The sequence below is a fragment of the Rodentibacter sp. Ppn85 genome (assembly GCF_001999335.1).
Taxonomy (GTDB): Bacteria; Pseudomonadota; Gammaproteobacteria; order Enterobacterales; family Pasteurellaceae; genus Rodentibacter.
In genome coordinates, this window is the sequence record NZ_MLHS01000022.1 from 1 (window position 1) to 11,143 (window position 11,143).

Below are 11,143 nucleotides of genomic sequence, written 5' to 3' on the forward strand. Positions count from 1 at the left end.
GTTTTCTTACTATCTAATTTAGAATATAGCAGTTTATTGTTAGATAAATTTAAGGCATTTTGTATATTTACTGAAGTTAATTAAATAATGTTAAAAATTAAAAGCATTTCCTATCAATACCCCAACACTCAAACACGAGCATTGTGCAATATAAACCTACACCTCCCCCAAGGCACCTCCATTGGTTTACTCGGCCCTAACGGCGCAGGGAAAACTACGTTAATGTCGTTAATGGCTGGGTTACAATCCATTCAACAGGGGGAAATTTTATTTGAGGGCGTACCCTTTGAGCAATTATCGAAAAAGCAACGCCATCAAATTTCCCTTGTGCCACAGGATTTTGCCTTTTATCCACTTTTGACTGTGTGGGAAAATATGACATTTTTTGCCGCACTTTATGATATTTCCGATAAAAATTGGCTATTGGAATTGTTGGAAAAAACAGGATTGACGGCACATAAAACTAAACTAGCGAAGCATTTATCAGGCGGGCTGAAACGCCGTTTAAATTTCGCTATTGGGCTAATTAATCGTCCGAAAGTAATTTTCTTGGACGAAATCACAGTGGGAATCGATCCGCAATCCCGTCAATTTATTTTAAATAGCGTAGCAGATTTAACCGCTCAAGGCATAACGGTGATTTATACCTCCCATTATCTGCAAGAAATTGAGCAACTTTGTTCGCAGTTAGTGCTATTAAACGAGGGCAAGATCATTTATCAAGGTAATTTGCAAGAAATTATTGGTACTCAACCGTTGGAGAAGTTTTATTTGGATTTTTTGGATAGACAGGTATAGAAAAAATCCCACATATAATTATATGGGATTTTCTAATTAACTATTGAGTTTTTGCCATTTTCAGTTTTTGAACTGCCGCTTGTCCTTTTTCTTCGGAAACTTGTTCTAAATTAGCACCCCCAACAAAAACACCCATTTTAATATACTGTCGAATAAAGTAATTTTTGCCTGAATCCGTTTTGATATTGAGATGATTGTTACTGAATTCCGATTCAGTCGAAATTTTGTGATCACCTGCTTTTACTTGTTTATAGAAAAAAACTTGTGGCGCCGATTCACCAATAAATTTGTCATCGACATAAAGATCCTTTTTTAATGCAGCGCCAAAAACAGAACCATCACGATAGATATAAAGACCGGATAGACCATTCTTTGGCATATCAAATTTTTTAGCTTGAGCATCTTGTTGTGATGATGCCATTTCTGTTTTTGCACAAGCCGTTAAGAATAAAACCGCACTTAGCCCTAAAAAATTGAAAAATTTTTTCATTATAAACCTCGTTAAAATAAACAAGCCTCTCGTAAAAGAAGCTTAAAAGAATTAGAAACGATAAGCGACATTCAGAGCAATTTTGTTCACTTTTGCTTTGATGTCTGATTCAACATTGCGTAATCTTGTTTGCGTGTATTCTACGCCTGCCTCAAGATTTTCGCTTAGTGTAAATTTAACACCGGCACCGTAGGCGACACCAAAAAGGTTTGAACCTTCAACATATTGAGAAACTTCTTCGCCGAAATCAAAGGAACTGACTTCCGCGCCAATTTTTACATAAGGTAAAATGTTATCTGTTACACGATAGCCTTGTAAGTAAGCAATACCGACATTGAATTTCTCTTTGGAAATAGAACCGTCTTCATCGCTGGTTTCAGAACCGCCCGTTCTTAACTTGATTTCACCGATACCGACAAAATCTTTTTTGAAATCAAATCCATAACGACCAAATACACCAATACTGGCTTTGTTTGAACTATTGGCATTAATTCCCAAATCCGGGATTTCAAAAGTATGTTTAGTTGAACTTAATTCTGTACCAACTGCAAATCCTGTAAAATTGCCCTCAGCTACGGCAAAACCGCTAACCGAAACTGCTAGAATACCCACTAATATTGTTTTTTTCATAGAAAAGCCTCGCTAAATGTGTGAAAATTGGTTCATATGGTTGCTCTTAAAAGCGATGGTTATTGTAAAAGAGTCGTCTTTTTTCTCCATTGACAGATAAGACAGAAAACCGCCTTTTTAATCCAAAAACAGCACTGAAAAGACAAATAGGTAACCGAATGAGTGTACAAGATAAAATCAGAGGATTGCGTGAGCAAAATAGGCTTTCGCAGGAAGAAATGGCTGAACGATTGAATATGTCGCCAAGTGGTTATGCAAAAATTGAACGGGGTGAAACTAAATTATATTTAGAAAAACTTGAACAAATTGCACAGGTGTTTAATCTTGATATAACCGATTTAATTAACACAAAAAGCATTTGTTTTCTAATTAGTGAGAATAGTCAATCAAGTTCAAATTATTATAATTCTGATGAAGCCTTAATTATTGAAAATGAGAAATTAAAGCTTTCGCTCTCTTTTCAAGAGCAACTCATTGAGCAACAAAAAAGAGAAATTGCGTTATTAAAAGAGATGAACGCACTGCTTAAAGCCTAAATAAATCGGCGATAATTATGTTAATTGCTTCAATCTGTAAAGAACTTCGCCTGTTAAGTCGTGATTTACACGGTGTTGCGGTGTTATTTATTATGCCGATTTTATTTATGTTTATTATGTCCGCCGCATTAAGTAATGAGAGTGAATTAAGTCAAGAAGCACCGATTATGCTGTTATCGGAAAGGGAAAATCCGTTAAATGAGGCTTTATTTCAGGCTTTAAAAGAGGAAGGGCTGAGTGTAGTACAGGGTAATATTCAGTCGGAGCGGGTAAAGGCAGAAAGTGCATTAACAGAGGGCATATATTCTTTATTAATCATCAATTCTAACTCAAAATTGACCGCACTTTCCGACGAAAAACCGTTGGAATTACGCTTGAATCCAAGTATCGATCGAGGCTGGTTGTTAGGTGTGAAAGGCATTTTACAAAAGCACTACACAAGATTACGTTTGGAACAATATTTAGCGGACAATTATATTAAGTTGAAAAATCGTCAGCAGAAGCAAATCAAAGAAATAGAGAAAAAAGTTAATCAGGATTTAGATAAAAAATTTGCGCAAATCAATGATTATTTAGCCAAAGCCCGCTGGCAAGAAGTCTATCTTAATCGCCAAGGAGAGCAAATCACAAAGCCTAACTCGGTACAGCATAGTGTGCCTGCTTGGCTGATTTTTGGGATGTTTTTTATTATGATTCCGCTGTCAAACGTGATGGCAATGGAACGACAAACCAATACCATTACCCGCTTACGAATGGCGAGGGCTTCGGCATTGAATTTAATCGTAGCGAAATTACTCCCCTATTTTTTAATTAACCAATTACAATTTATCGGTATGATTGCACTGGGGTATTTTGTATTGCCATACTTTGATATGCCGGCATTTTCTTTGAATGGTGAATGGTGGCAATATGCAGTGTTATCAATGACGGTCAGCCTTGCTGCACTCGGCTATGGTTTATTCGTGAGTGTTATTGCGCGTACAACCGAACACGCCGTTGTGTTAGGCGGTGGAGGAATTATCATTATGGCGGCTATCGGCGGTATTATGGTGCCAACCTATGTGATGCCAGATATAATGCAAACGGTTGCTGAATTTTCACCAATGGGGTGGGCATTGGGTGCATTCCAAAATTTATTGCTTAACCAATCTGCCTTGTCGCAAATTGCCGATTATTTGCTTAAACTCACCGCTTTCGGTGGGGTAACTATCGGGTTGGCTGCGATGATTTACCAACAACAATTACGAAAACAAGTGAGATTTTAATGGCTTATCTTTTTACCCTTGAGCAGAATTTGCTTGAATTAGAACTAAAAAAATTGATTGTTCAGGAAGCCGAAAAAACGGAGATTGATCCCAAATCTATTCAAGATAATGAACCCTTATTTGGCGATCAAAGTCGCATTCAGCTAGATTCCCTTGATGCACTACAAATTGCGGTGGCGTTACAGGCACATTTTAAGGTACGTTTGCAGGGCGACAGAATGGTACGTAAACATATGATGAACGTACGCGATCTTGCGGCGTTCATTCGCGAACAACACCCAAAATGACCGTCTATATCAATGCCGTTTCCGCCCAATTTGCGGAAAAAATCGGGCAACGAACCAGCCAAATGTTAGGGCAAACAACAGTATTACCTTACTTCAATGCATTTAAAGAACCTCTGCTTTCCCTTGAACGGCTTTATGCTTATTTTGATGAGCAAATCGACCGCACTTTAAAACAAGTAGGTTGGAATAAAACTGAAGTTAAAGACGTTCCCATTTTGCTTGGCTCCACAGCTTATGTCATGAGTGATTGCGAAGCCCGTCTTGCCAATCAACAACCGCTACCAAAGGAATACAGCTTGGCGGTGATAGCTGATCATTTACGAGAACGGTATCAAACACAAGTATTTAGTTTTGCAACCTCCTGCACCTCTTCCGCCCAAGCTATTGGCTATGCCTATAAAATGCTGAAAAATAACATAGCAGAAAAAGCCTTAGTACTCGGTTTTGAAATGTTTAATCGCCTAACGTTTGAGCATTTTCACGCAATGAGTTTACTTTCTCAAGATTCATCTTATTTACCGATGACGGCTTCTAACGGTATTGTTTTAGGTGAAGGTATGGGATGTATGGCGTTATCGAGCCAACCAAATCATTCCTTCTGTTGCGAAATCTTAGGTGTAACGGGCGTAACAGATAATGAAAATCTGACAAATAGCAGCCCAAATTCATTGAAAACCTTGCTTAAGCAATGCCTTAAAAAAGCCCAAATATCAGCAGAACAAATCCAAGGTATCAAAATTCACGGGGTGGGCGGTAATAGTGATGAAATGGAAAAACAAGTACTGAGCGAGCTTTTCCCGCAGACGCAATGGATTTTAATAAAACCTTATATGGGACACACGCTCGGCGCAAGCGGTGTATTAGAAACAGTATTTTTTTATCAAAGTTTACAAGCCAAATACCTTGCCGAACTCCCCTGGCAAACGGAAGATAAAAATCAACAGTCACTTCATGGAAAAGCCTTAAAGTCCGGTTATTATTTGCATTATTTTTTAGGCTTCGGCGGCAGTCATATCGCATGGGTAATCAAGGTAAACTAATGATCTATTTACAACAAAAAAATACGTTTCTAGCAAACGGAAGGACAGATAAAACCCTTCGCCAGCAACTACAAATAGAAGGCATTGATCCCCGTCGTTTTAGCCGTTTCACCCAACTCGCCCTGATGGGCGCATTACCACTAAAAAATAATATTCAGCCAACTTGTGCTATTTATCTTGGTTCCCCCTTTAACTCACCGAGTAAATTTGACAAGATGTTTCATCAACTTAATGAATACGATATGCCAAGTCCATTAGATTTTATGGCGAATATCAATAATGCGACGACGTTTCAACTTGCACAAATTTTTCAAACAACGGGAAATTCAATCTTCCTACCGATTAATCAAAAAACAATCTGGCAACCGCTTCAATTAGCGGAATTCGATTTAATCAACGGTGATATAAAACAAGCTTTAGTCGGATGGGTGTTAGAAAGCCCTCAAAAGAAACAAACTGAAGGCGCTGTATTTTGGTTGGTATCCAAAGAGTCAGAAAGTGCGGTCAAAAAATTAGCGGTTTTGCCAGAATGTGAAGATGTGCAAAATTTGGATTTTTTATCGCTTGTGCAAAAATTTAATTAGTCGTTTTTCATCCCGACCAATTAAATTATGCTTTCCACCGCTTAAAAATCAACGAGGTATTCACACCGCCAAAGGCAAAGTTATTATTCATCACATAATCTGTGTGAATTTCACGCCCGTCTCCTCGAATATAATCTAACTTGCCGCAACGTTCGTCAATATTATCTAAGTTAAGCGTCGGTGCAAACCAGCCATCTCTCATCATTTCAATGGAAAACCACGATTCCAAAGCGCCACAAGCACCGAGAGTATGACCCAAATAGCTTTTTTGTGAGCTTAGCGGAATTTTGCCGAATATAGCCTCGGTTGCGAGGGTTTCGGCAATATCGCCTTGTTCTGTCGCCGTACCGTGCCCATTCACATAACCAATTTTTTCAGGTGATAAATTGGCATCTTTAAGTGCTAATTCCATACAGCGTTGCATGGTGTCTTTTTGTGGACGGGTAACATGCGCCCCATCACTATTTGCACCATAACCAACTACCTCTGCAATGATTTTCGCGCCGCGTGCCAGGGCGTGGTCTAATTCTTCCAATACAAACATTCCTGCCCCCTCGCCAATAACCAGACCATCGCGATCTTTATCGTACGGACGCGGAGTTTTGCTTGGATTGTTGACGTCTCGGCTTGCCGCATAAAGGGAATCGAAAACATAGACTTCCGACGGACAAAACTCCTCACCGCCACCCGCCAGCATCATTGGAATAAGCCCATACTTAATCGCTTCATAAGCATAACCTATGCCTTGGCTGCCCGAAGAACAAGCACTGGAGGTGGGAATAATTCGCCCTGTTAAACCAAAGAAAATACTAATATTCGCCGCAGTGGTATGAGGCATCATTCGTACATAAGTATTGGCATTGAAGCCGTCCGATTTACCTGTCATCAAAAGTTCGGCTGCATCTTTGATGTCGTTGGTAGAACCGGTTGAAGAACCGCAAGCCACTCCCATTCTACCATCTTTGAGATAAGTTAAAATTTCGCCGTTTTCATCAAGTAAATTAGCGTTAGCCAAAGCACGTTCGCTCGCTTCCACTACAAACTGTGAAACACGCCCGAGACTGCGTAATTGTTTACGCGTCCAATGTTTTGGCGGTTGGTAATTGTGAATCTCTGCGCCTAAACGTGCTTCTAATTCAGGGTAACGTTCAATCCAATCTTTTTTAGCTTGTACGGCATTTTGTTTGCGTTGAAATGCGGACTTGACTTCTTGCCATTCCTTACCAAAGGCGGTAACAGCCCCAATGCCTGTGACGACAACTCGTTTCATCTTTATTCTCATTATTCATTATAAAATAGGCGGATACAGAATCTATCCTTACACGGTTAGCACAAACCACCATTCACACCGATGACTTGTCGGGTAATATAAGCGGCTCTTTCATCCATCAAGAAATTAACCGCATGAGCCACTTCATCAGGATTACCCATTCTGCCGATTGGAATCATTTTTAAAATTTCATCAATCGGTAGATTTTCATCTAAAATTTCCGTATCAATTAATCCTGGCGCTACGCAATTAACGGTAATTTTGCGTTTTGCCAATTCCACTGCAAGCGCTTTTGCCGCACCAATAATACCCGCTTTCGAAGCGCTATAATTCACCTGTCCTCTGTTGCCAATCATGCCGGAAACAGAAGTAATACAGACAATACGCCCGGCTTTTCGACGGCGGATCATTGGCATCATAATCGGATGAAGTACATTGTAAAAACCGTCTAAATTAGTGCGTAATACGATATCCCAATCCTCATTGGTTAGTGCAGGAAAGGCGTTATCACGGGTTAAACCGGCATTAAGCACCACACCATAATACGCACCGTGCTCTTCGATATCTGCCAACAATTTCCGAGTAGCTTGATCACGATTGCCGACATCAAATTGTAGTACTCTTGCATTTTTTCCTAAATTTCTGATTGTTTGTGCAACTTCTTCCGCCTCTTCCATACGGTTGCGGCAATGTACGACAATATCAAAGCCCGATTGAGCCAAACGCAAGGCAATGGCTTTGCCAATGCCGCGACTAGAACCGGTAATTAAAATAGTTTGCTTCATTGTATTCTCTTTTTATTTGAAAAGTGCGGTTAATTTTCTGCGTACTTTTTATCAGTGCTTACTTGAGGGCGGTAAACATTCAATGCCCCTTCAATTAAAACTTGCTCGTTGTCTAAATCCGTCAAGGAACAATCAAACACGCCAAACCCGGTGGCATCTTCAATAGAAAGTTGAATACGAATCTGCAACCGATGTCCTAGTGTCACCAAAGGTGTGTGGAACTTTAGTTTTCGAGAACCAATCCAATAACCCAAGCTAATTGGCAGCCCTGCTTTCAGACATTTACAACCCGCCCATGCAGCAATACCTTGCGCCATAATCTCAGCCGCCATATAAGTAGGCAGCTCCCCGTTTTTGACTAATAAACAAGCTTCCGTCGGGGTGGTTTCGGCAATCAGAAAATTATCGTCAAAATCGGTAATTTTTTCCAACATCACCATTTTTCCACTATGCGGTATAAGAGAAGCGATGTTCGTTATCGGACAAGTTAAATCAATCATCCGTTTCCCCCAAAATGAGTACCGTATTATTACCGCCAAAGGCGAAAGAGCTACTTGCCCCGATTCGTTTGTCATTTATCCAACGACTGTGAGAATCAGTTAAGGCAATGCTCGGTAACTGCGGATCCCGTTGCCCGTCCCATAATTGAGCGGGCAATTGCCCGTTTGGGTTTAATGTACGGTCAATCATTCCCCATAAAATAGCCGCTTCGATTGCACCCGCAGCACCTAAAGTATGCCCGGTATAAGGTTTAGTACTGGTACAAGAAGTTTGATTGCCAAATACAAGACTGACAGCAAGGGATTCCATTTGATCATTATGTATTGTGCCCGTACCGTGTAAATTAATCCAACCGATTTGATGCGGCTCCACTTGTGCCGAGGCTAATGCTGCCTGAAAAGCGACAATTGCGCCTTGCCCCTCCGGGTGCGGCGACGACATATGATATGCATCACTACTTGCCCCGTAACCTAATAGTTGCACGGATGTGTCATCAAGTTTTTCACGGCTCATAATAAACACGGCTGCGCCTTCACCAATATTAATGCCTTGACGATTAACAGAAAACGGGTTGGTTCTTACGTTTGATAACACGGAAAGCGAGTTAAACCCCTTTACTGTGAGTAAAGAGAGAGTATCCACGCCCCCACAAATCACTGCATCGCATATATTGGCTTTGAGCAAACGGGCTGCGCTGATAAGAGCCTTTGCCCCTGAAGTGCAAGCGGTAGAAATGCCATAAACCAAGCCTTTCAAACCATATTGATGTGCAATGAAATCAGCCGGAGCAGAAAAGTATTGCTGTTGTTGCTTGAATTTCGCCCCGGACCAATCATTTGGGTGTGTCGCTTCATATTTAAACACGGGAATATTTTCATCCACACCGGTGGTGGAAGAACCGATAACAACCGCAACGCGATGCTCACCAAATTTTGTGATCGCCACCTCAATTTGAGATTCCAGTTGCTGCAAGCAATGCCATAACACCTGGTTATTGCGGCTACGGTGTTCATCGGTCAAACTCACCGGGAAGGGGCGTAAATCTGTTTTAATCGATCCGAGCATATAATCAGGTCCACTAAGATTTTCTGCTCGGAATAGGTGATCGGATAATGTTAACGGTGAATCGATCTTTTCCAATAAAGCTTGGATATGACGGGAAATACCTTCACCCAGACAACTTATAATAGCAGGACGGCTTAAATAAAGTGCGGTCATTTTTAATTTAGTTCTTCAATGTGCCAATAACTCATATCAGCCAGTTCAATGTCTATACCTGACTGCCGGGGAATAATTCGCCAAACTGGTTTGTTATCCACAAAATAAGTGGTCGCTTGCAGGGTTCGCTCAATGTGGCTAAATGTAAATAACGGCTTTGTATTAAGTGCCGTGGCAATCGCCGAAAACAACTGCTTAGCTTGCTGATTCGGCATGACAAAGCCGTCATTTTGCCACCCTTTATTATTTAAAATTACGCGAGCAATAGGGGCGCCCAAGGGATCGCTTTGTACCCATCTCCACGCCTGCGGTCGAGCGGATAAACTCAGTAAACTGGATTGTTTCAACCCGCCGTTTACATCCCGCTGTTCCACTTTAAATAACCGCTCCGTTTTTTGTTGCGGCGGCAAAGTTTGACCCCTGGGTAAACTTGAACACGCCATTAAAAACAAACCGGACAAGCCTAACAAAAAGTATTTTTTCATCATTAGTCTTGTGTCGCTACTCCGCACACTTCTGCCAAAGCTTTTAAACGAGCGGCAGATTTCGCCACGTAAGGATTATTGGTATCCCAAGCATAACCAGCCAAAATCGAAGAGATCATTTGACGGATCTCCGGTTGAGGATTACGGGCATATACTACATCTTGGAATGATCCGTCATACCAACCTGTTACATAGGTTCTGAACGCATTTACACCAACCATTAACTCATCAGCAAATTCGGTTTTCCAATCCACATTTTCTCCGTTTAATTGACGGGTAATTAAACCTGTTGCCAAACGAGCCGAGTGTAATGCAATAGTTACTCCCGATGAGAAAACCGGATCTAAAAACTCTGCCGCATTGCCTAGCAAGGCGAACTGCTTACCGAATAAGGTTTTCACATTAGCAGAATAGCCTTGAATACTACGGAACGAGAATTCATTTTCCCAATTTGCATTCGCTAAAATCCGTTTTAGCATCGGACATTCCAGCGCAAATTTTTTCAACACGGTTTCATTATCACCTTCAAGGGTTTCAGGTAAACCAACCACCCCGATAGAACAACGGTTATCCGCAAATGGAATGAGCCATAACCATACATCGCGATGTGTCGGGTGGGTAGTAATCAAAATTTTGTTACGGTCAAAATCAGGATCGATGATATTGTCATCAATATGCGTAAAACGCGCTACGCGCGCAGGCAAACAAGACGGCGTTTCCAAATCAAGTAAACGTGGTAGTACGCGTCCGTAACCACTTGCATCTAACACAAAACGGGCAGACAAACGGTATTCTTCGCCGTTTTCTTTGCGAATGGAAAGCTCGGCATTTTCTTGCGAATTATCAAACGCCAACACTTCTTCACCAAAGCGAACGTCTACACCTCTTTTCGCGACTTCATCAATTAAAATTTTATCGAAAATACCGCGGCGAACTTGGTAAGTGGTGCCGGGACCGGGAGTGAATTTATCAGTAAAATCAAAATAGGTATAACGATTACCCCAAGTAAATGCCGCACCGTTTTTGAATTGGAAACTCGGTTCTGCATGAACAGCATCCGCTAAGCCCGCTTCCTCCAACATATCCATACAATAAGGCAGTAAACTTTCGCCAATCACAAAGCGAGGGAAATGTTGTTTTTCAATCACGCAAACCTTTAAGCCTCGTTTGTGCAATAAGGCGGCGGCAACCGAACCGGACGGACCTGCGCCAATAATTGCGACATCAAATAACGCCATAGATAATTCTCCAAAT

At 41.1% G+C, this 11,143-nt stretch carries 14 protein-coding genes; 6 read left to right on the forward strand and 8 right to left on the reverse strand.

What is annotated here, in order from left to right:
- Positions 1–87 precede the first annotated feature (87 nt).
- Positions 88–798, forward strand: a complete 711-nt coding sequence (locus BKL51_RS04415; protein WP_077465533.1) for an ABC transporter ATP-binding protein — start codon at positions 88–90, stop codon at positions 796–798.
- Between the two features lie 40 nt (positions 799–838).
- Here BKL51_RS04415 and BKL51_RS04420 read toward each other — a convergent pair whose 3' ends face one another.
- Entirely contained in the window at positions 839–1,288 is a 450-nt protein-coding gene (locus BKL51_RS04420) for a DUF2846 domain-containing protein (protein WP_077465534.1), read from the reverse strand.
- Positions 1,289–1,339: 51 nt separating this feature from the next.
- The gene (locus tag BKL51_RS04425) at positions 1,340–1,918 is read right to left on the reverse strand and encodes a porin family protein (protein ID WP_077465535.1); all 579 of its coding nucleotides are present in this window, start codon (positions 1,916–1,918) and stop codon (positions 1,340–1,342) included.
- Positions 1,919–2,076: 158 nt separating this feature from the next.
- Between BKL51_RS04425 and BKL51_RS04430 the strand changes: the two genes are divergently transcribed.
- Genes BKL51_RS04430 through BKL51_RS04450 form a run of 5 tightly spaced genes read left to right on the forward strand, consistent with a single transcriptional unit; the run spans position 2,077 to position 5,630 of the window.
- Positions 2,077–2,454, forward strand: coding sequence for a helix-turn-helix domain-containing protein (locus tag BKL51_RS04430; RefSeq protein ID WP_077465536.1), 378 nt, complete (start codon positions 2,077–2,079; stop codon positions 2,452–2,454).
- Positions 2,455–2,471: 17 nt separating this feature from the next.
- Positions 2,472–3,719, forward strand: a complete 1,248-nt coding sequence (locus tag BKL51_RS04435; protein WP_077465537.1) for an ABC transporter permease — start codon at positions 2,472–2,474, stop codon at positions 3,717–3,719.
- Entirely contained in the window at positions 3,719–4,006 is a 288-nt protein-coding gene (locus BKL51_RS04440) for an acyl carrier protein (RefSeq protein ID WP_077465538.1), read from the forward strand. Before BKL51_RS04435 ends, BKL51_RS04440 begins: the two co-directional genes overlap by 1 nt.
- Positions 4,003–5,046, forward strand: a complete 1,044-nt coding sequence (locus BKL51_RS04445) for a beta-ketoacyl synthase N-terminal-like domain-containing protein (protein WP_077465539.1) — start codon at positions 4,003–4,005, stop codon at positions 5,044–5,046. Before BKL51_RS04440 ends, BKL51_RS04445 begins: the two co-directional genes overlap by 4 nt.
- Positions 5,046–5,630, forward strand: coding sequence for a hypothetical protein (locus BKL51_RS04450; protein WP_077465540.1), 585 nt, complete (start codon positions 5,046–5,048; stop codon positions 5,628–5,630). Before BKL51_RS04445 ends, BKL51_RS04450 begins: the two co-directional genes overlap by 1 nt.
- Before the next feature lie 25 nt (positions 5,631–5,655).
- Here BKL51_RS04450 and BKL51_RS04455 read toward each other — a convergent pair whose 3' ends face one another.
- The 6 genes from BKL51_RS04455 to BKL51_RS04480 are packed head-to-tail and all read right to left on the reverse strand — an operon-like array spanning position 5,656 to position 11,127.
- Complete coding sequence (locus tag BKL51_RS04455) at positions 5,656–6,900, reverse strand: beta-ketoacyl-ACP synthase (RefSeq protein WP_077465541.1); 1,245 nt, start codon at positions 6,898–6,900, stop codon at positions 5,656–5,658.
- Positions 6,901–6,956: 56 nt separating this feature from the next.
- The gene (gene fabG / locus BKL51_RS04460) at positions 6,957–7,685 is read right to left on the reverse strand and encodes a 3-oxoacyl-ACP reductase FabG (RefSeq protein ID WP_077465542.1); all 729 of its coding nucleotides are present in this window, start codon (positions 7,683–7,685) and stop codon (positions 6,957–6,959) included.
- A 29-nt stretch (positions 7,686–7,714) separates the two neighbouring features.
- A complete protein-coding gene (locus tag BKL51_RS04465; RefSeq protein WP_077465543.1) occupies positions 7,715–8,185 on the reverse strand; it encodes a dehydratase in 471 nt (156 codons plus the stop codon).
- Positions 8,178–9,404: a beta-ketoacyl-ACP synthase gene (locus tag BKL51_RS04470; protein WP_077465544.1), complete on the reverse strand. Its 1,227-nt coding sequence runs from the start codon at positions 9,402–9,404 to the stop codon at positions 8,178–8,180. Before BKL51_RS04470 ends, BKL51_RS04465 begins: the two co-directional genes overlap by 8 nt.
- A gap of 2 nt (positions 9,405–9,406) precedes the next feature.
- Entirely contained in the window at positions 9,407–9,889 is a 483-nt protein-coding gene (locus tag BKL51_RS04475; RefSeq protein ID WP_077465591.1) for a hypothetical protein, read from the reverse strand.
- A 2-nt stretch (positions 9,890–9,891) separates the two neighbouring features.
- Complete coding sequence (locus tag BKL51_RS04480; protein ID WP_077465545.1) at positions 9,892–11,127, reverse strand: NAD(P)/FAD-dependent oxidoreductase; 1,236 nt, start codon at positions 11,125–11,127, stop codon at positions 9,892–9,894.
- Positions 11,128–11,143: the final 16 nt, after the last annotated feature.

What these genes read in the sequence shown, in the direction of transcription:
- BKL51_RS04470 (WP_077465544.1), bottom strand. Translation starts at nt 9,404, where the DNA reads ATGACCGCACTTTATTTAAGCCGTCCTGCTATTATAAGTTGTCTGGGT.
- BKL51_RS04475 (WP_077465591.1), bottom strand. Translation starts at nt 9,889, where the DNA reads ATGAAAAAATACTTTTTGTTAGGCTTGTCCGGTTTGTTTTTAATGGCG.
- BKL51_RS04445 (WP_077465539.1), top strand. Translation starts at nt 4,003, where the DNA reads ATGACCGTCTATATCAATGCCGTTTCCGCCCAATTTGCGGAAAAAATC.
- BKL51_RS04415 (WP_077465533.1), top strand. Translation starts at nt 88, where the DNA reads ATGTTAAAAATTAAAAGCATTTCCTATCAATACCCCAACACTCAAACA.
- BKL51_RS04430 (WP_077465536.1), top strand. Translation starts at nt 2,077, where the DNA reads ATGAGTGTACAAGATAAAATCAGAGGATTGCGTGAGCAAAATAGGCTT.
- BKL51_RS04455 (WP_077465541.1), bottom strand. Translation starts at nt 6,900, where the DNA reads ATGAAACGAGTTGTCGTCACAGGCATTGGGGCTGTTACCGCCTTTGGT.
- BKL51_RS04450 (WP_077465540.1), top strand. Translation starts at nt 5,046, where the DNA reads ATGATCTATTTACAACAAAAAAATACGTTTCTAGCAAACGGAAGGACA.
- BKL51_RS04420 (WP_077465534.1), bottom strand. Translation starts at nt 1,288, where the DNA reads ATGAAAAAATTTTTCAATTTTTTAGGGCTAAGTGCGGTTTTATTCTTA.
- BKL51_RS04480 (WP_077465545.1), bottom strand. Translation starts at nt 11,127, where the DNA reads ATGGCGTTATTTGATGTCGCAATTATTGGCGCAGGTCCGTCCGGTTCG.
- BKL51_RS04435 (WP_077465537.1), top strand. Translation starts at nt 2,472, where the DNA reads ATGTTAATTGCTTCAATCTGTAAAGAACTTCGCCTGTTAAGTCGTGAT.
- fabG (WP_077465542.1), bottom strand. Translation starts at nt 7,685, where the DNA reads ATGAAGCAAACTATTTTAATTACCGGTTCTAGTCGCGGCATTGGCAAA.
- BKL51_RS04425 (WP_077465535.1), bottom strand. Translation starts at nt 1,918, where the DNA reads ATGAAAAAAACAATATTAGTGGGTATTCTAGCAGTTTCGGTTAGCGGT.
- BKL51_RS04465 (WP_077465543.1), bottom strand. Translation starts at nt 8,185, where the DNA reads ATGATTGATTTAACTTGTCCGATAACGAACATCGCTTCTCTTATACCG.
- BKL51_RS04440 (WP_077465538.1), top strand. Translation starts at nt 3,719, where the DNA reads ATGGCTTATCTTTTTACCCTTGAGCAGAATTTGCTTGAATTAGAACTA.